The 18,205-nt window shown below is 67.8% G+C and carries 18 protein-coding genes; 14 read left to right on the top strand and 4 right to left on the bottom strand.

Annotated elements, in window-relative coordinates:
* Positions 1–27: 27 nt before the first annotated feature.
* Positions 28–1,071: a GlxA family transcriptional regulator gene (locus ACO1P8_RS09375; RefSeq protein ID WP_486295664.1), complete on the top strand. Its 1,044-nt coding sequence runs from the start codon at positions 28–30 to the stop codon at positions 1,069–1,071.
* On the opposite strand, the gene ACO1P8_RS09380 is transcribed toward ACO1P8_RS09375, so the two are convergent.
* Entirely contained in the window at positions 978–3,851 is a 2,874-nt protein-coding gene (locus ACO1P8_RS09380; protein ID WP_486295618.1) for a 2-oxoglutarate dehydrogenase E1 component, read from the bottom strand. The two genes, ACO1P8_RS09375 and ACO1P8_RS09380, sit on opposite strands and share 94 nt — an antisense overlap.
* 268 nt (positions 3,852–4,119) lie before the next feature.
* Here ACO1P8_RS09380 and ACO1P8_RS09385 point away from each other — a divergent pair, with 268 nt between their 5' ends.
* The gene (locus ACO1P8_RS09385) at positions 4,120–5,115 is read left to right on the top strand and encodes an SLAC1 anion channel family protein (protein ID WP_486295665.1); all 996 of its coding nucleotides are present in this window, start codon (positions 4,120–4,122) and stop codon (positions 5,113–5,115) included.
* A gap of 68 nt (positions 5,116–5,183) precedes the next feature.
* Here the strand turns inward: ACO1P8_RS09385 and ACO1P8_RS09390 are convergent, their stop codons facing one another.
* Positions 5,184–6,050, bottom strand: coding sequence for an NmrA family NAD(P)-binding protein (locus ACO1P8_RS09390; protein WP_486295619.1), 867 nt, complete (start codon positions 6,048–6,050; stop codon positions 5,184–5,186).
* Between the two features lie 294 nt (positions 6,051–6,344).
* Here ACO1P8_RS09390 and ACO1P8_RS09395 point away from each other — a divergent pair, with 294 nt between their 5' ends.
* The 3 genes from ACO1P8_RS09395 (at position 6,345) to ACO1P8_RS09405 (ending at position 8,974) form a co-directional block, all read left to right on the top strand.
* Positions 6,345–7,298, top strand: coding sequence for a LysR family transcriptional regulator (locus ACO1P8_RS09395; protein WP_486295620.1), 954 nt, complete (start codon positions 6,345–6,347; stop codon positions 7,296–7,298).
* Positions 7,299–7,401: 103 nt separating this feature from the next.
* The gene (locus tag ACO1P8_RS09400; protein WP_486295621.1) at positions 7,402–7,968 is read left to right on the top strand and encodes a helix-turn-helix domain-containing protein; all 567 of its coding nucleotides are present in this window, start codon (positions 7,402–7,404) and stop codon (positions 7,966–7,968) included.
* A gap of 94 nt (positions 7,969–8,062) precedes the next feature.
* On the top strand, positions 8,063–8,974 hold the full coding sequence (locus ACO1P8_RS09405) for a MurR/RpiR family transcriptional regulator (protein WP_486295622.1): 912 nt from the start codon (positions 8,063–8,065) through the stop codon (positions 8,972–8,974).
* Positions 8,975–8,994: 20 nt separating this feature from the next.
* On the opposite strand, the gene ACO1P8_RS09410 is transcribed toward ACO1P8_RS09405, so the two are convergent.
* Positions 8,995–9,855, bottom strand: a complete 861-nt coding sequence (locus ACO1P8_RS09410; protein ID WP_486295623.1) for an HAD-IIA family hydrolase — start codon at positions 9,853–9,855, stop codon at positions 8,995–8,997.
* A gap of 189 nt (positions 9,856–10,044) precedes the next feature.
* Between ACO1P8_RS09410 and ACO1P8_RS09415 the strand changes: the two genes are divergently transcribed.
* Positions 10,045–12,216, top strand: coding sequence for a phosphocholine-specific phospholipase C (locus ACO1P8_RS09415; RefSeq protein WP_486295624.1), 2,172 nt, complete (start codon positions 10,045–10,047; stop codon positions 12,214–12,216).
* 68 nt (positions 12,217–12,284) lie between these two features.
* On the opposite strand, the gene ACO1P8_RS09420 is transcribed toward ACO1P8_RS09415, so the two are convergent.
* On the bottom strand, positions 12,285–12,716 hold the full coding sequence (locus tag ACO1P8_RS09420) for a type II secretion system protein N (RefSeq protein WP_486295625.1): 432 nt from the start codon (positions 12,714–12,716) through the stop codon (positions 12,285–12,287).
* A gap of 164 nt (positions 12,717–12,880) precedes the next feature.
* On the opposite strand from ACO1P8_RS09420, the gene gspG reads away from it, so the two are divergent.
* Genes gspG through gspN form a run of 8 tightly spaced genes read left to right on the top strand, consistent with a single transcriptional unit; the run spans position 12,881 to position 18,197 of the window.
* Positions 12,881–13,339 carry a type II secretion system major pseudopilin GspG gene (gene gspG, locus ACO1P8_RS09425; protein ID WP_486295666.1) on the top strand — a complete coding sequence of 153 codons (459 nt, stop codon included), beginning with the start codon at positions 12,881–12,883 and terminating at the stop codon, positions 13,337–13,339.
* Positions 13,308–13,847 carry a GspH/FimT family pseudopilin gene (locus ACO1P8_RS09430; protein WP_486295626.1) on the top strand — a complete coding sequence of 180 codons (540 nt, stop codon included), beginning with the start codon at positions 13,308–13,310 and terminating at the stop codon, positions 13,845–13,847. Before gspG ends, ACO1P8_RS09430 begins: the two co-directional genes overlap by 32 nt.
* Positions 13,844–14,218, top strand: a complete 375-nt coding sequence (gspI, locus tag ACO1P8_RS09435; RefSeq protein WP_486295627.1) for a type II secretion system minor pseudopilin GspI — start codon at positions 13,844–13,846, stop codon at positions 14,216–14,218. The genes ACO1P8_RS09430 and gspI overlap by 4 nt, the downstream gene beginning before the upstream one ends.
* The gene (locus ACO1P8_RS09440) at positions 14,215–14,868 is read left to right on the top strand and encodes a PulJ/GspJ family protein (RefSeq protein WP_486295628.1); all 654 of its coding nucleotides are present in this window, start codon (positions 14,215–14,217) and stop codon (positions 14,866–14,868) included. The genes gspI and ACO1P8_RS09440 overlap by 4 nt, the downstream gene beginning before the upstream one ends.
* Before the next feature lie 26 nt (positions 14,869–14,894).
* Entirely contained in the window at positions 14,895–15,815 is a 921-nt protein-coding gene (gene gspK, locus ACO1P8_RS09445; RefSeq protein ID WP_486295629.1) for a type II secretion system minor pseudopilin GspK, read from the top strand.
* Entirely contained in the window at positions 15,812–16,861 is a 1,050-nt protein-coding gene (locus ACO1P8_RS09450; RefSeq protein WP_486295630.1) for a GspL/Epsl periplasmic domain-containing protein, read from the top strand. The genes gspK and ACO1P8_RS09450 overlap by 4 nt, the downstream gene beginning before the upstream one ends.
* Positions 16,858–17,451: a type II secretion system protein GspM gene (gene gspM, locus ACO1P8_RS09455; protein ID WP_486295631.1), complete on the top strand. Its 594-nt coding sequence runs from the start codon at positions 16,858–16,860 to the stop codon at positions 17,449–17,451. The genes ACO1P8_RS09450 and gspM overlap by 4 nt, the downstream gene beginning before the upstream one ends.
* A complete protein-coding gene (gspN, locus tag ACO1P8_RS09460) occupies positions 17,448–18,197 on the top strand; it encodes a type II secretion system protein N (RefSeq protein ID WP_486295632.1) in 750 nt (249 codons plus the stop codon). Before gspM ends, gspN begins: the two co-directional genes overlap by 4 nt.
* Positions 18,198–18,205 lie beyond the last annotated feature (8 nt).

The raw sequence follows: 18,205 nt of genomic DNA on the forward strand, positions 1-18,205 counted from the left end.
ATGGTGCCCGACAGGGAAGGCGGCGTGATGAAACTGGCCATCGTCGTCGTCGACGGCGTACAGGCCCTGGATGTGGCGGGGCCGATGGATGTGTTCGCCGAGGCGAACAATTTCCTCCGTCCCGATGACCAATATCGGATCACGCTGGTCGGGATACACCCCGGCAATGTCCGCTGCGCCAACGGCATGGAAATCCAGGTGGGCGTCGACTACCTGCACTATGACGAGCAGCCGGACCTGCTGCTCGTCGCCGGCGGCCCGAGGCTTCCGGATGTGGACGCTCCAGCCAGCTTCCTTCAATGGTTGAAGGCGACGGCGCAGGGTTGCCGCAGGTTCGGCTCCGTGTGCAACGGCGTTTTCCTGCTGGGCCATGCCGGGCTGCTGGCCGGCAAGGAAGTGACCGGTCATTGGCACGACGTCGATCGCCTCATGGCCCTGTTTCCCCGCGCCACAGTCCGCCCCGACAGGATTTTCGTCCGTGACGGCGGCCTGTTCACCTCCGCCGGCGTCACGGCAGGAATAGACCTATGCCTGGCGTTGGTCACGGAGGACTGGGGCCACGACATGGCGTTGCGCATCGCCAAGCAACTCATCGTGTACATCCGCCGCGACGGCGGCCAATCCCAGTACAGCCCCTATCTGGCGGTGGGCCCGAAGGAAGACACCATCGTCGCCAAGGTGCTGCGCTATGTGACCGAGCACATCAGCGAGCCGCTGTCCATCGAAGACCTGGCCGATGCCGTGGCGGTCAGCCGCCGGACCTTCTCGCGCGTGTTCGCCAGGGATGCCAATATGACGCCCCTCGCGTTCGTGGAGCAGGTGCGCGTCGACTATGCCCGCAAACTGCTGGAAGAGACCGACCTGCCGCTGAAGACGGTGGCGTTTCGATGCGGCTTCCATAGCGGCAACCACATGCGCGTGATCTTCGAACGGCGCCTGGACACCACGCCGCGGGAATACCGCGAGCGCTTTCGCCATCAGGAGCGCCCGATGGAAGCCGCCGGCGCGGCGGCGCCGATATCCAGCGCGGAGGCCAGCACGCTTTCATGCAGGAGCACGTGGCCCGCGTGACTGCCCGGCGCGGTCGAGGCGGCTTCCGGGCATCCCGCATAACGCGGACGACCGGCGCCCGGCAAGCTGCCCAGCAGCGGCGCGACAAAGTTCCACGCGCCCTGGTTTTGCGCTTCTTCCTGGCACCATACGATGCTTCGGGCGTTGGGATAGCGCGCCAGTTCCGCTTGCACGGCTTCGGCGGGGAAGGGGTACAACTGTTCCAGCCGCACGAGCGCGATGTCGTCGCGCCCCAGTTTCGCCCGGCGCTCGGCCAGGTCGTAGTACACCTTGCCCGTGCAAAGGACGACCTGACGGATCGCAGCGGGGTCGGCAACGCCGGGGTCGCCGGTCACCGGCCTGAAAGCGTCCTCGGACAGTTGCCCCAGGCTGCTGGTCGCCGCGGGATGGCGCAACAAGGACTTGGGCGTCATGACGATCAGTGGCTTCTTGTCGGGCATCGACACCTGCGCCCTCAGCAAGTGAAAGAACTGCGATGGCTCGGTGGGCTGGCACACCCGCAGATTGTCCTGGGCGCACAGTTGCAGGTAGCGCTCCAGACGCGCCGACGCGTGCTCCGGGCCCTGTCCCTCCTGTCCGTGCGGCAACAATAGAACCAGTCCGCTCCGCTGCCCCCACTTGGCTTCGCCGGCCGCCAGGAACTGGTCGATGACGACCTGCGCGCCGTTGGCGAAATCGCCGAACTGCGCCTCCCATATCGCCAGCGCCTCGGGGCGCGCCACCGAATAGCCGTACTCGAATGCCAACACCGCGGCCTCGGACAACACGGAATTGACCACCTGGAAGCGGCCTTGCGAAGCTCCGATATGGTCCAGCGGCACATACACGCCTTCCGAACGCTGCGTCCGGCCCTGATCATGCAGGACGGCATGCCGGTGCCCGAACGTTCCACGTTCCGTATCCTGGCCGACCAGGCGTACGTCGACGCCATCCGCGATCAGGGTGGCCAGCGCCAGATGTTCGGCCATGCCCCAATCGAGACCGCGCGTTCCCGCGGCCATCTCGCGCCGGCCATCGATGACCTTGCCGACGAGGGGATGCAGCACCATGGCGGCGGGGATATCCACCAAACGCCGCGCCAGGTCCTGGACGCGGACGGCCGTGGGCGGCGTAGTTTGCCGGCCGGCCGGTATCGCGGCCTGCGCGTCGGATGGCGCGGGCCCCGCCGATGCGCAAGCCCTGGCCTCGTCCAGTTCAGCGCGCCAGGCCTGCGCCAGCGCCTCCGCCTCGCCATCGGCCAGGACGCCCGCGCGCAGCAGGCGTTCGGCATAGAGGGTGCGGATTCCCGGATGGGCGGCGATGGCCCGATACATCAGCGGTTGCGTCATTGTCGGCGTGTCCTGCTCCTGATGGCCGTGCCGGCGAAAGCAGACCAGTTCGATAAACACGCTCCGGCCGAATGCGGCGCGGTAATCGAGCGCGAGCCGCGCCGCCAATACGGCCGCGTCCGGATCGTCGCCGTTCACGTGGAGCACCGGCGCCTCGATCGCCTTGGCGATATCGGAGCAATAGTAGGCAGAACGCGCATCGCGCGGATCCGATGTGGTGAACCCGACCTGGTTGTTGAGCACCACATGCACTGTCCCGCCGGTGGTATGGCCGCGAACGTAGCTCAGGTTCAACGTCTCGCTGACGATACCCTGGCCCACGATCGCGGCATCGCCATGGATCTCGATGGGCAACACCTCGCTCGCCGGTCTGTGCAGCTGTTCGGCCCTGCCGCGCGCGATACCTTGCACGACGGGGTTCACGAATTCGAGATGGGAGGGGTTGTTCGCCAGTACGAATTCGACGATTCCGGCGTCGGTCTCGACGGACCCGGTATATCCCTTGTGATACTTGACATCGTCGGCGAGCAAACCGGCATCGGCCTGCCCTTCGAACTCCCTGAATAGCGCCGCCGCGGGCTTGCCGGCCACGTTCAACAGGACATTCAGCCTTCCGCGATGGGCCATTCCCATGACGACGTTCCTGATCCCGCGCGCCGCGCCGCCACGAACGAGCTCATCGAGCAAGGGAATCAGCGACTCCCCGCCTTCCAGCGAGAAGCGCTTCTGGCCCACGTAGCGGGTGTGCAGATACTTCTCCAGGCCTTCGGCGACGGTCAGTCGGTCCAGGATGCGCCGCTTCGTCGCCGTGGACAAGGACGCCCGCGCACGCGTCGACTCCACCCGCCGCAGCCACCAGTCGCGCTGTTCCTCGCTACCCAGGTGCATGACCTCCGCCCCCAGGGTGCCGCAATAGGTTTCCTCGAGCGCGGCATGCAATTCCGCCAGCGTGGCCTCCCGCGGGCCGAAGAAAGCGCCATCCATGCTGAATCTCGTGCGCATGTCGGCCTCGTCAAGCCCGTGATGGGCGGGCGATAAAGCCGGCAACGGCGGGAGCGTCGTCCACTGCAGGGGATCGAGCCGCGCGTGCCGCGCACCCACGGCGCGATACGCCGCGATCAGCGACTCCACGGCCACCTGCTTTCTCGCCAGGGCCAGGACGTCCGCCGCCGGTGCGGCCCGCGTCCTGCTTCTTGCCATTGCGGCGAAGCGCGTCACGACCGGACCGTGCGCGACGTCGTGGGCGCCGGATCCGTCCACGGCCGGCAGCGTCCCCAGCGCGTCGAAATAGCGGCGCCAATCCGCCGCCACACCGGCGGGATCATCCAGGTACTTCTCGTACTGTTCTTCGACATAGGCGGCGTTTCCTCCGTAGAGAAAGGACGTCGACCGATTGCCATCCATCCCGTCATTGGCGCCGGTACTGGTGTAACGATGTGCGGGCGTGTCCATGTTTCATTACCTCTGTTCGTGACCCTCCCGAACAAGTTTATGGACGCCCGAACCCGTGTGTTCGCGCAGATGCGTCGGGTTTGGGCCATACAGGGTCTGTTTCTGGACAAGGCGACGTGTGGCCGGCACTGCTGGCCGAAAACAGCACGTCTATGGCCCAAATCCGGACGTATCGGGCCAGCGCGCGGAATGGCCGCCCCATAAACTTCCGGGCTCATTCGCCTTCGATGGCGCACCGGCGACGGCCCGCATCAATCCTTGGAGCAGCATCATCAACACGCATACCTCACGCGCGGGGGCAAATCCGCGACAAGCATCCATCCAGTATCTTCCGATCAGCCTGTTCGGCTCGGTCATGGGCGTATCCGGCCTGGCGCTGGCATGGCGCCAGGCCGGCCACCAGTTCGGTACGACACCGCTTATCGATGGCGCAATCGGCGGCATCGCGGTGGCGCTTTTCGTGCTGCTGAGCGTCGCCTACGCCGCTAAGGCGTTGATGTACCCGCACGCCGTGCGCAGCGAGTTCCAGCATCCCGTCGCCGGTAACTTCTTCGGGACGGTGACCATAGCGATCCTGCTGGTTTCGTCCGTTGTCGAGCCGCTCAGCCCCTGGGCATCGCGGCTTATCTGGGGCGTGGGCGCCGTCTCCACGATCGCCTTATCGTTCACGATCGTCAGCCGCATGCTGCGAGGCAAGGTCGACGCCGGCCACGCCGTGCCCGCGTGGCTGATTCCGGGCGTAGCGACGCTGGACATCACCGTCGCGGGCGGCGCCATGCCGATGGCGTGGGCGCGCGAGATCAACCTGTTCTCGATGGCGGTGGGCTCGATGATGGCGCTGGTGTTCTTCACCATGATCATGTCGCGGCTGATTCACCATCAGGAAAGGCTGGCCAGCGCGATGGTACCGTCCCTGATGATACTGATCGCGCCCTTTGAAGTGGGCTTTCTCGCGTACACGAACTTCTTCCAGCGCGTGGACAGCTTTGCCGCCATGCTCTTTTATTTCGGACTGTTCATCTTCTTCGCGATGGTCTTCAAGGTCTTCAGGCGGGATATCCCTTTTGCCGCGGGATGGTGGGCGCTCAGTTTCCCGCTCGCCGCGCTCAGCAACGCCGCGCTTCGCTATGCGGATCACGTGCACTACCCCGCCGTGACGGCGCTTGCCATCGCGCTGCTGGCATTCCTTAGCGCGCTCATCGCCGTCCTGGCATTCCGCACGATGCGGATATTGCTTAACGGAACGCTGCTCGGTCCCGCCTGAACGCGGGGACGTGCGGTACGCACGCCGCCCCGTACACCTCGTACGCCTCCGTACATCCCTACGCCGGCTCAATCCGCCCGCGAAACAAGCGCGCGCAGCACGGGTTCCAGTTCCACTTCGCCCTTGACGACATCGTCTGGATCGCCTTCGAAGGCGATCCAGCCTTCATTGAAACCGTCGAGCATGCGCATGCGCGGCACGGGATGCTTCATGCCCTGCGAGCGGAACAGCGCCTCCCAGGTGTCGCGCGCGACGACCTCGGCGCGCACGGGATGGCCCAGGATGCCAGCGAACGCAGCGGCGATGTCGTTCGGGCTGACGCGACGCGGGCCCTCGAGCTCGACGACACGTACACCGCTCCAGGTCTGCTGCAGCAACTGCGCGGCGACACGGCCGACGTCGGCGGTCGCCACCATGGGGAAGGCCTGGTCCAGCGGCTGCAGGAAGCTGGAAATCACGCCTGTATCGCGCGCCGCCGCGATGTCCCATGCGGCGTTCTCCATGAACCAGCCGGGGCGCAGGAAGGTTACCGGCATCGGCAGCTTGCGCAGGGCTTGCTCCAGCAGCGTGCGCTGCGTAAGCAGATTGGACTCGTGCGCCTGGGCGCCGATGGTCGAAAGGCACACCACCTGGCGCGGCGCGGCGGACTGCAAGGCCGCGCACACCGCGTCGACGACGGCGCGCGCTTCCGGGAAGCCCGGCGCGGGGTCGAACTCGGAAGGCGGCAGGATGAAGACGCCTTTGGCGCCCTGGAACGCCGCGCCGAGCGATGCCGCGTCTTCCATATCGGCCATCGCCACCTCGCAGCCACGTTGCGCCCACGCCTGTCCGCGCGCGGCGTCGCGCACCACCGCGCGCACCGGCTGGCCCGCCGCGAGCAGCGCGCCCGCAACGGCGCCGCCGACCTTTCCTGTTATTCCCGTAACTGCGTACATGTTTGTTCTCCTTGCAGGGATAGAGGTGTTTCCACCGGTCATCGATATGCCGCGAAGGCCGTGAAGGTGGCCTTCTTCCGCAGGTCGCGCCGGCCAGGTAAAGCGCTCATTTCGTACTCCCCGGAAGTGGAACGGTAGGAATGGGGATCGCAGGCCATCCGCGACATGAAGCGCATTCTGTGCAAATATGCCGGGAAACAAAATGGCATTCATGTCATTGCATGAATGACATATAGTCACTGATGGCCGTGGCCGGCCCGATGTTTTCGAATTCCCACGCAAGCCCCACAGGCCATGAAATCGTCCAGCGGCAATCTCTCCAGCGGCATCAACGTATTCGCCGTCGTCGTCGACGCCGGTACCTTCGCGGCTGCCGCCGAACAGCTGGGCTTGTCCCCGCCCGGTGTCAGCCGCGCGATCGCGCGGCTGGAAGCTCGCCTGAAGATACGGCTGTTCGATCGGACCTCCCGCGCCATGTCCCTGACCGAAGAGGGCCGCACGTTCTACGAACAGGTCATCCCGCACCTCAGGGGCATGGAGGAAGCGGCCGCGGCGGGGGCGCGCGGCGCCGGCACCGTGCGCGGCAAGCTGCGCATCAACCTGGATCCGGTGTTTTCGCGCATCATCCTGGGCCCCCGGTTGAATGCGTTCATGGACGCACATCCCGAGCTGGCGCTGGAATTCATCGCGCGGGATCATCTGGGCGATCTGGTCGTGGACGGCTTCGACCTTGCCTTGCGATTCGGCGAGCCACGCTCATCCAGCCTGGTGGCCCGCAAGCTGCTGGAAAGCGGAATCGTCACGGTCGCCGCTCCGTCGTACCTTGCAGCGCGGGGACGCCCGGCAGCACCCCAGGCACTGGGCACGGGCCATCACACCTGCCTCGAATTCAGGAATCCGGAAACGGGGAAGCCTTTCCCCTGGGAATTCCATCGCAAGCGCAAGCGGCTGGTGGTGGAAACCCATGGACGGCTTACCGTCAATGATCCGACGGCCCTCGTCAACGCCTGCGTGGCGGGCACCGGCATCGCGCAGATGCTCGCGCTCGTCGCGGAGCCGCTCATACGCGAAGGGCGGCTGGTCAACCTTTTCCCGGACTGGCCGGACGAGCGCTTTCCGCTCTACGCCTACCATCCGTCCCGGCACCACACGCCCGTCAAGACCCGCGTGTTCCTGGACTTTATCGTCGCGTTGACGAGCGGTATTTCGACGGCCGGGATGGAACGCCAAAGACGCACGCGATCGTGACGATTGGCAAGCGGCCGCTGATACAGATCAAGCCGCGCCTAGGACCGCCCCCTATAATTTCCATTCGCGCCCCCGGCAACACATCGGCTTTACCGCACCCACCATGACCGCCTCCTTCTACGACCCGTCCGCCGCCATCGCGCAGCGCATCAAGCAGGAACGCGATGCCCGCAATTGGTCGCTGGCGGAGCTGGCCGAGCGGTCGGGCGTGTCCAAGGCGATGATCAGCAAGATCGAACGCGGCGAAGCCAGCCCCACGGCGACCATCCTGGGCCGGCTGTCAGGGGCCTTCGGCCAGCAGTTGTCCACGCTGCTGACGCTGGCCGAACAATCCAGCGACCGCCTGCTGCGCGCGGAAGACCAGCCCGTCTGGACCGACCCGGAAACCGGTTATGTGCGCCGCCGCCTCTCGCCGCCCAACGGCGGGGTGCTGGAGCTGCTGCGCATCGACCTGCCGCCCAATGCGCGCGTTTCCTATCCGCCGGACGCCTTTACCTTCCAGCATCAGCAGATGTGGGTACTCGAAGGCGTGCTGGTTTTCCAGGAAGGCGCCGAAACGCACACCCTGAAGGCGGGAGACTGCCTGCAGCTGGGCCGGCCTTCCGCCTGCACATTCGCCAATCCCGGCAAGCAGCCCTGCGCCTATCTGATCGCGCTGGCGAAGCGGTAGGCGCTGCCTGCACAATGACGCGTCCGAGGTCGCGGCGTCCAGCCGCCGCTACAATTCGCCCAAACGCGCACAGGCCAGTCACCGGACACCTTCCATGCCCCGTACACGCAAAGCCGCATCGCCCGCCGCCCGAGACCTTGCGTCCGCGCCGGCCGCGGCATCGGTGCCCACCACGCGCGCGCGCATCCAGAACCTGCTGCCCGCCATGGGACCGGCCGCCCAACGCATCGCGGAATTCGTGATCGATCATCCCGACGAGGTCGTGCACATGTCGGTCAGCGAGGTCGCCGAACGCACCGGGTCCAGCGAAGGCAGTGTCGTCGGGTTCTGCAAAATGGTGGGCGCCAAGGGCTTCCAGCAATTGAAGATCCTGCTGGCGCAGGAAATCGTGCAGCCGGTGCAGTACATCCACGAAGATCTGTCGCCGCGCGACGATGTGCAGGCGGTCATTGCCAAGATCTTCAACAGCAATATACAGACCCTGCAAGCGACGGCATCCGTGCTCGACGCCGAGGCCCTGGCGCGCGCCGTCAAGCTGATCAAGCGCGCCAAGCGCATCGAGATCTACGGCATCGGCAGCTCGGCCACCATCGCCGAAGACGTCTACTACCGCATGCTGCGCATCGGCTTGAATGCCGTCGCCGTCACCGATTCGCACATCCAGGCGATCAGCGCGTCGCGCACCGGGCCTGACGTCGCCACGCTGACGATTTCACATTCCGGCAGCACCTACGAAACCGTGCTGGCGACGCGCCTGGCCAAGGAGGCGGGCGCGCATACGATCTGCGTGACCAACTTCGGCAAGTCGCCCATCCAGCCCTTCGCCGATGTCCTGCTGTACACCATGGCCCAGGAAACGCGCTTCCGCACAGAGGCCATGACCAGCCGGCTGGCGCAACTGGCGATCATCGATACGCTGATCGCCTGCCTGGCGCTGGCCGACTACGACCGCTCGGTGGCCACGCTGAAAAGCACCTTCGACGTGCTGTCGCTGAAGCGCTACTGAGCGGCGCACCGCGCCGCGCATTACCTGACGCTTGCCAACGCCCGCCGGGGCATGTCCGGCAAGGTGGCATGCGCGGGCACCGGACTCGCCATCAGGCCGGCCAAAGTCCGGGCATCGGCATGCTCGCCGTCACCGACCAATAGATAGCGCAGGCCCGCCCGCACCGCGCCCAGCGCGTCGGTATCGGGATTGTCGCCGATCACCAGCACGTCATCGCGCGGCCGCCCCAGGCGGCGCAGGCCTTCTTCGAACATGGCGGGGCCGGGCTTGCCCACCACATGCATGGGCTGGCAGCCGGAGCTGAACACTACGGCCTGCATCAACGCGCCCGTCTCCGGCACGATGCAGCCCTCGGGACCGGGATGGCTGGCGTCGGCGTTGCTGACGACCAGCCCGGCACCGCGCGCCAATTGCCGCGTGACCCGTTCCAGCGCGGCATAGGTAAAGCGCTTGTCCAACGCCAGTACAACGATATCGGCCTCGTCGTGCACCAGGCGGCATCCGCTTTGCGCCGCGTAGCGCCTCAACCCGACCGATGCGCACAGCATTACGCGCGCGTCGGGATGACGGTCGCGCAGGTACCGGATGGTCATTTCTCCGGCCAGCACCAGCCTGTCGGGCTCCACCCGCAGGCCCGCCGAGCGCAACCGGCGCGCCATCTGGCCGGCCGTGTGCGTCGAATTGTTGGACACCACGACATAGCGGTCGTGGTAGGCGCGCAGCAGGTCGGCCGCGCCTTGCACGGGCTCGCGCTCGCGCATCAGCGTGCCGTCCAGGTCCAGGATCAGCGCGGGGCGGCCGGCGGCCCAGGGCGCGCGGGCAGGGTCCGGCGCAACAGATGCAAGTCCGTCGGGCCGGAGGCGGCAGGCAGAGATCGTCATGGCGGATGCATCGCTCGCAGGCAAGTGGGAAGGAAGCCGGCCGCGCGCCCCGCGGCGCGCTGCGGATGCGTCATTCTATTTGAGAAATATTCAATGTCACAAATATTTTCATTGAACCATGTTCATTGGCCTGTCACGTTGGCGAACCAAACTTGCCCGCGACTCCCCCCCAACAACCCTCTGAAGGCCATGACCAAGCTCAATCGACGCACATTCCTGACCGGCACGGCGAAGTCGGCCGGCGCCGCCCTGGCGCTGAACATGCTGCCCCCCAGCATCGCGCGCGCGCTTTCCATCGACGCCAAGGTCGAGACCGGCACCATCAAGGACATCAAGCACATCGTCATCCTGATGCTGGAAAACCGCGGCTTCGACCATTACTTCGGCACCCTGCGCGGGGTGCGCGGCTACGGCGACCGCTTCCCCACACCGCTGCCCAGCGGCAAGGACGTCTGGTACCAGCAGGACGCCACGGGCCTGGAGATCCCGCCGTATCACATGGACGGCACCAAGGTGAAAGCGCTGCAATCGCCCAGCACGCCCCACAGCTTCTCCGACATGCAGGCTGCCTGGGGCCAGGGGCGATCGGGCTACTGGCCGCAGTTCAAAACCAAGTACACGATGGGCTACCTGGGCCGCAACGACATCCCCTTCCATTTCGCGCTGGCGGAAGCCTTCACGATCTGCGACGGCTACCACTGTTCGACCACCAGCGGCACCGATCCGAATCGCGTGGTTTTCTTTTCGGGTTCGGGCTTCGATCCCAGCCTGGCAAAGATGGGCATCAACAGCGACGATCGCACCTCCGAGCCGAACAACAACCGCTGCTGGATTACGGGCACCATGCCTACGCCGGGATACACCTACCCCGACAACGCCCTGACCTGGCACAGCCTGCCCAAGGTGCTGGAGGACGCGGGCATCGATTGGAAGATCTACCAGGATCCGAACGATAACTGGACGGGCGCCATGCACGGCGGCCTGGCGTTCGCCGATTTCCGCAACGCCCGGCCCGGCGATCCGCTCTACGAAAAGGGCCTGAAGCTGTACACCATCGACGACCTGAAGCAGGACGTGGTGGCGAACCGCCTGCCGCAGGTGTCCTGGCTGCTGTGCACCGCGGCCAACTCGGAGCATTCCGGCAACAGCAATCCGGCCATCGGCGCGAACTACACCGCGCAAGTGCTGGACGCGCTGACGGCCAATCCCGAAGTGTGGGCCAAGACCGCGTTCTTCCTGACCTACGACGAGAACGACGGCCTTTTCGATCACGTGCCCCCGCCTGCGCCGCCGTCCTACAACGCCGACGGTACGCTGGCCGGCAAGGCGACGCTGCCGCTGGACGGCGAGTACTTCTCGGACCCGGCCGGCGCCTACCGCAACAAGCTCGATACGCTCAGCGGCAGCCTGCGTCCCTGGGGCTTGAGCGCGCGCGTGCCGATGTACGTGGTGTCGCCCTGGAGCAAGGGCGGCTGGGTGAATTCGCAGGTTTTCGATCACACCTCGATCAGCCTGTTCCTGGAGCAGCGCTTCGATATCAAGGTCGATGCGGTCAGCGCCTGGCATCGCGCCGTTTGCGGCGACCTGACCAGCTGCTTCGATTTCAGGTCGCCCCACGATCCGAGTTTCCCGACGCTGCCCGACACCAGCAATTACAAGGCCGTGCTGGCCGCGCAAAGCAACCTGCCTACCGCCAACCCGCCCGCCACGCCGGACGCGCTCTATCAGGAAAAAGGCGTGCGCCCTTCGCGCGCGCTGCCATATGAACTGGAAGTGCATGGAACCGTGGAGGAAGACGGCCGCACGGTGCGGCTGAAGTTCGAGAACAGCGGCGCGCAGGCGGCCGTCTTCCATGTCTACGACCGCAATCACTTGGACCGCATCCCGCGCCGATATACGGTCGAACCCGGCAAGTCGCTGCAGGATCAATGGGACACGGGCGCGGACAGCGGCAAGTACAACCTGTGGGTCTACAGCACCAACGGCTTCGTGCGCACCTTCGCGGGCGACGCCAGCGCGTACCAGGATGCCGGCTTCCAGCCGGAAGTGATCCGGTTCCATTACCAGCCCAGGGCCGGCCGCGTGACCATGAAGCTGAAGAACATGGCCAAACACCATGGCGGCAAAGGCGGCAACAAGAAGGACTACACCTTGACCGTGCGGGCGAATGCCTATCGCGCCGACGGTCCCTGGGTCGTCAAGGTAAAGGAGGAAGGCACGCTGGATTGGGACCTGAGCGCCAGCGGGCACTGGTACGACTTCACCGTGACGGGCCAGGACGGCTTCGAACGGCGCTTCGCCGGCCGGATGGAAACGGGCCGCGATAGCGTCTCGGATCCCGCGATGGCGGCTCACCTGTAAACGGGCCGGCCGGCGCGGCCGTGGCGTATCCGGCTGCGCCGGCACGCCGCGGCCACTGCCGGATGTTGCTACCGATGAACCGGCACGAAGCCTGGCGAAACCAGGGGCGCCTGCGCCGGCGCGGCCACGCGGATGCGCTGCCCGCTCTGCTCCAGCACCACGCCGGCGGCCTCCACGCTGGCCAGCGTCACGCCGTCCACGATGGATTGGCCGACCCGGTAGGCGCGCGGCTCGCCGCCGTCTATCGCCAGGATGGCGGCGCCGTGGGTGCCCGCGGCGATCAAGCCCAGCACATTCACCTTCACCGGCGCGGCGGAGGTTCCGAACCAGGCCGCCAGCGCCGCCGTATCGCCCGCGGCCGGCCGCGGGGTGTCGAGCATGGGCGGCAAGGCGCGCGCACGCGGGGCCAGCAGTACCGCGCCCCAGACCCCTACACCGGCGGCCAGGACAAGGACGGCAACACTGTGCGCGAATCGCGCGGGGTCGACACGTTGCGGCATGTAACGGCAGGAGCTCCGGTGGATGATCGACATATCGCTGTCATTCGGACCCACGATGATAGGGCCCGCATATGACAGAACTCCGAACTTGTTGTGACAGCGAATCGCAAGGCGCCCAGCGTCCCGGCCGGCCCGCAACAGGACCGGAACCGAGGATGAAGCACATGAAACACTGCGGTATCGGACACCCCGGCCGGCGCGCGGGCAGGCGGGCGCGCCAGCGCGGCTTTTCCCTGATCGAGATCATGGTCGTCGTCGTGATCATGGGGATCCTGGCCGGGCTCGTCGTGCCCAATCTGCTGCGGCGCCCCGATCAGGCCCGCGCCGTGGCGGCGCGCCAGGACGTCTCCAGCATCATGCAGGCGCTCAAGCTCTATCGGCTGGACAACGGCCGCTATCCCAGCGCCACGCAGGGCCTGCAGGCCCTGGTGCAGCAGCCCGCCGACGAAAAGCTGCCCGGCTGGCACAGCTACCTGGACCGCCTTCCGAGCGATCCCTGGGGCCACCCGTACCAATACCTGAATCCCGGCGTAAAAGGCGAAATCGATGTGTTTTCCCTGGGCGCGGACAACAAACCCGGTGGGGAAGACAGTGACGCGGATATTGGCTCCTGGAACCTGTGAACCGGCCGCGTCCGACAACGGCGCCAGGCGGCAGGGCGGCTTCACGCTGATCGAGATGATGGTGGTGGTGGCGATCATCGCCATTGTCACCACGGCCGTCGGCCTGTCCTTTCCCAAGCGCGACGATGACCAGCCGCTGGCGCGCGACGCCCGGCGCCTGTCGCTGTTGTTCGCGCTGGCGCAGACCGAAGCCCGCGCAGGCGGCCGCGCCGTCACCTGGCACGCCGACGGCCAGGGCTATCGCTTCACGCGCCGCCCGCCGTGGAATCCGGGCAACGCCGCGGCGGCGGTCAAGGAGGCTCCGCCGCCCGATGATTTCCGCGACGACGACAGCCTGCGGCCGCGCCGCTGGGAGGCATCCGATGTGCACGTCCAGGCGGACTCGGACCAGGCCGGCGTTTTCCCGCCGGAATGGATCGCCGCGCCCATGCGTATCGAACTGAGCGACGATTTCCAGCGCATCGCCATCGTGCGCGACGCGGCCGGACGCTATGCGCTGCAGCCATGAATCCCCGCGGCGCGCAGACGGGCTTTTCCCTGCTGGAGATCCTGATCGCGCTGGCCATCATCGCCATCGCGCTGGCGGCCTGTGTACGGGCGGCGGGCCAGATCGCCACCGGCCAGGCGCAACTGCGCGACCGCGCGCTGGCGCTGGTGTCCGCGGAAAACACGCTGGCCGAACTGCGCGCCCAGCGCGCCTTCCCGCCGCTGGGCGATCTGCGCACGCCTTGCCCGCAAGGTCCTTCGGCATTCGTCTGTATCAGCCATATCGAGTCCACCCCCTACAAGGAAATGCGGCAAGTGACGGTGCGCGTCATGGCGCAAGGCCAGGGGCCGCAACTGGCGCAATTGCGCGGCCTGCTGAGCGCGCGGCCGTGAAGCGCCACATCCGCTTTCCCCGCCGGGCGGGACGCGCGGGCGGCCAGGGCGGATTCACGCTGATCGAAGTGCTGGTCGCGGTCGCGCTGCTGGCCATCGTCAGCGTCCTGGCATGGCGCGGACTGGACAGCGTGGTGCGCACCCGCGATCACGTGCAGCGCGATGCCGATCGGGACGATGCCCTGTTGCGCGTATTGGGGCAATTGCAGCTGGACATGCAGATGCGCGCACCCGACACCGTTATGGACGGCGGCGCGGCCGATGCGGTTGTGAAGCGAGTCCTGCCCGCGGCATTGCGCGTCGATGCCGCGCACGAGGGCGAACGCGAAGGCGCGGCGCTCGATATCGTGCGCGGCCCCGCGCCGGGCGGCCGCTGGCAGCGCGTGCGCTGGTGGCGCGACGGCGCTGAGCTGCGCCGCGCCGCCGGCAGCGGCGGCGACGCCTTTCCCCTGCCGCGGCCGGGCGCCGGCGTGGACCTGCTGGACGGCGTCGTCGGCTTCAGCATGCAGGCCTGGATACCCGGCCGGGGCTGGGTTCCACTGCCCGACAACGATGCCGGCTCAGCGGCCACCGGCATTGCCATCGAGCTGCGCCTCGCCGCGCCGGGCGGCCCGGCGCAGGTCTATCGCAGGGTGGTGGCCCTGCCATGACGCATCCGGCGCGACACCAGAAAGGTATGGCCGTGATCGCGGCCTTGCTGGTCGTGGCCGCCGCGGCGGTCATCGCCAGCACCATGCTGCGTGGACAAAGCGAGCGCGCGCAGCTCGTGATGAGCGAACGGTCGCGCGTACAGGCACGATGGCTGTTGCTGGGCGGCATCGACTGGGCCAGGCAGATCCTGCGCGACGACGCCCGCCACAGTCCGATCACCCGCGCGGATCAGCCCTGGGCCGTACCCATCGTCGATCTGCGTCTCGATCCGCCCGGCGAGCCCGACCCCGCCTTGCTGTCGGGCCGCATCGAAGACGAGCAGGGCAAGTTCAATCTGCAGAACCTCGCGTTCCAGGGCCAGGTGGATCCGCGCCAGCTGGTGGCCTTCGAACGCCTGCTCCAGGCCTTGAACCTGCGCCCCTCGATCGCGCCCGACATTGCGCGCCGCATCGCCGCCGGCCAGCCCATGGCCGTCGACGGCACGGTGCAATCCCCGGGCAACGGGACCGCCGCCAAGGCGGTGAGGCCACCTCGCGCGCCCGGCCTGCAATCGCTGGCGGACCTGCGCGGCCTCGCCGGCCTGGACGAACAGGCGATACGGCGTCTGGATTGCTGCGCCACCATCCTGCCGGACCAGAGTCCGGTCAACGTCAATACCGCGCCGGCCGAAGTCCTGTACGCCGTCGTGACGCAGCTGCCCCTGGGGCAGGCCGTGGCGCTGGTGGCCGAGCGCGACCGCGGCCGCTACTTCAACGACGCCGCGGACTTCGTCAACCGCTTGGCCGACCCGCGGATCAAGCTGGACAAGGACAGCGTATCCACCGACAGCCAATGGTTCAGCCTGGCCGGAATCGTGCGGCTGGGCCGCGCCACGGCCGCCATGCGCGCGCTGCTGGAACGCGACGACCTGTCCACGAGCATCGTCTGGATAAGGGAAGTGAATTGAAGACCATCCTGCGCCTGGCCCTGCCGCCCTTGCGCGCGCTGAACCCCGATCTGGAAATCCCCTTCGTCCTGCTGGACCGGGACCGGCGCATCTTGCGCAGCGGCGAACTCGCGCTGCATGAGCTCGCCTCCGCGGTGCCGGCCAGCCGCGTCGAAGCCATCCTGCATCCCCAGGACACGGTCGAGACGCGCATCGCGCTGCCACCCTTGCGCGGCGCACGCCTGCACGCGGCGGCGATAGCCCTGGTCGAACCCCTGACCCTGTCGGCCACCGACGACCTCGCCATCGCCTACGGCCCGCGCGACGGCGACGGGCAGGCGCATGTGGCCTGGGCCAGCCGCGCCGCGCTGGAGCGGGGATGGGCGACGCTGGCCCAGGCCGGGCTGGAGATCGCCGCGCTTTACCCGACCAACGCCATGCTGGGCCCGCAGGCGGGCCATGCCGACGCGCCGCTGTCCCTGCCGGCCGATGCGCGCTGGCAGCATCCCGGCCCGGCATGGTCGCTGGCGCTGGCCGATCTGCGCCCGGCCGCGCAAGGCCGCTCGCGCTGGCGCGGTCCCCTGGCATGGTCGGCGGCCGCCCTGGCCGTCTGGGTCGCCGGCCTGAACATCCACGCCGCGCAACTGGCCGCCGAAGGCGAAGCGCTGCAGCGATCGGTACACGATCGCGTCGCCGCCGCGTTTCCGGAACTGCCCCTCATCGTGGACCCGCTGAAGCAGGCGCAGCAACGGGTGGACGCCCTGCGCGCCGCCCGCAGCGTGGCCAGCGACAGCGACTTCATGCCGTTGGCACAGGCCGCCGCGCAGATGTTGCCGGCCGGCAGCTTCGAGCTATCGGCCCTTGCCTACCAGGATGGCGTCCTTGCCATCGATCGCGGCGACAACGCGCCTGGCGCGGTTCCGCGCGAGGCCGGCGCGCGGCCGCAGAACGGCCCGGGACCGGTATTGGCGTCCAGCGCGACGGGCTGGAAGATCGCGCCGGCGCGGCTGGCCGATCGGCTCCATGCGTCCGAACGCGCGCAGGTCGCCGCGGGGTCGCGGCCGTGAACCTCGCCACGCAACGGACCTTGCTGCCGCCGGCGTGGCTTGCCCGCTGGCGCAAAACCGCGGACCAGGCATCGCAATACTGGCAACAGCTCACCGCGCGCGAACGTCGGCTGGTGCGCGTCCTGGGCGCCGTCCTGGCCGCCGCCGCCTTCTTCGCGATCGGCTTGCGGCCGGCCTGGCGCGATATCGAACGCTGGCAGGACGCGCTGCCGCGATTGCGCGCCCAGGCCGCCGCGGTCGACGCCCTGGTCCAGGAAGCGCAGGCGCTGAAGCGCGAGCAGGGGCGGCAAGTACCCGCCGCCGACATGGAAGAAGCCTTGCGCGCCAGCCTGGCGCGCGCCGGCCTGGGCGGCACCCAGCGGATCGAAAAGACGGACAACGGCAAGGCCTGGAGCGTCGCCTTCGAGGATGCATCGCCAGCCGCACTTTTCGATTGGCTGGCCCATGCGCCGGCGCTGCTGCGGCTGCGCGTCGCCCAGGTGCGCATCGTCCGGCCGCGCGATTCGCTGGGGCGTCCCATCCCCGCCCGCGCTTCCGGCACGCTGCAGCTGAGACACGCCGACGATGGTCCAGCCGGGGGCCGATCATGACGCTACGCCGCTGGCCGCTGCTCCTGGCGGCCGTCCTGGTGGCCCTGGTTGCGGCCGTCGCCACCCTGCCGGCGCGCTGGCTGCTGCTCGCGGTACCCGCGAACGCGCTACTGGTCCCGGTGGACGCATCCGGCACGCTGTGGGACGGCCAGGCGCGGCTGGCGGTCGGTCCGCCCGGCATGCGCCGCACCCTGCCGCAGCCCGTGAGCTGGCGCTGGCATTGGCTGGCGGGCATCGGCCCCGCCGCGCGCGTCACGCATCCCTGGCTGCGCGACCCCTTGGAAATCGCTCCCCGCCCGGGCGGCACCCGGCTGGGCCAGGGCACATTGACCTTGCCCGCCGCCACGCTGGCCGCCGTCGGCGCGCCGCTGAACACCATCGAGCCGGGCGGACAACTGGCACTGTCCTGGCCGGCGCTGAATCTGGGCGACCCGCCATCCAGGGGCGCGCTGCTGCAACTGACCTGGTCGAGCGCCTCGTCCGCGCGGGTGCGCGTGCAGCCCCTGGGCGACTACCAGGCGGCCCTGGCGGCGGACGGTGCCGGCGGCCTGGCTCTGCAAGTGCATACCGTGCGCGGCGCCCTGCGCGTCGAGGGCCATGGCCAGGACCGCGACGGCCGCTGGCGCTTCGAAGGCCAGGCCAGGCCCGCGCCCGACACCGATGCCGCTACCCGCGACGCCCTGGAGCCGCTGCTCGGCGTGCTGGGCGCTTACCGGAACGGCGTTTCCCAATTGCGATTTCCATGATCACCGAG

It is taken from the genome of Bordetella sp., from assembly GCF_057362025.1.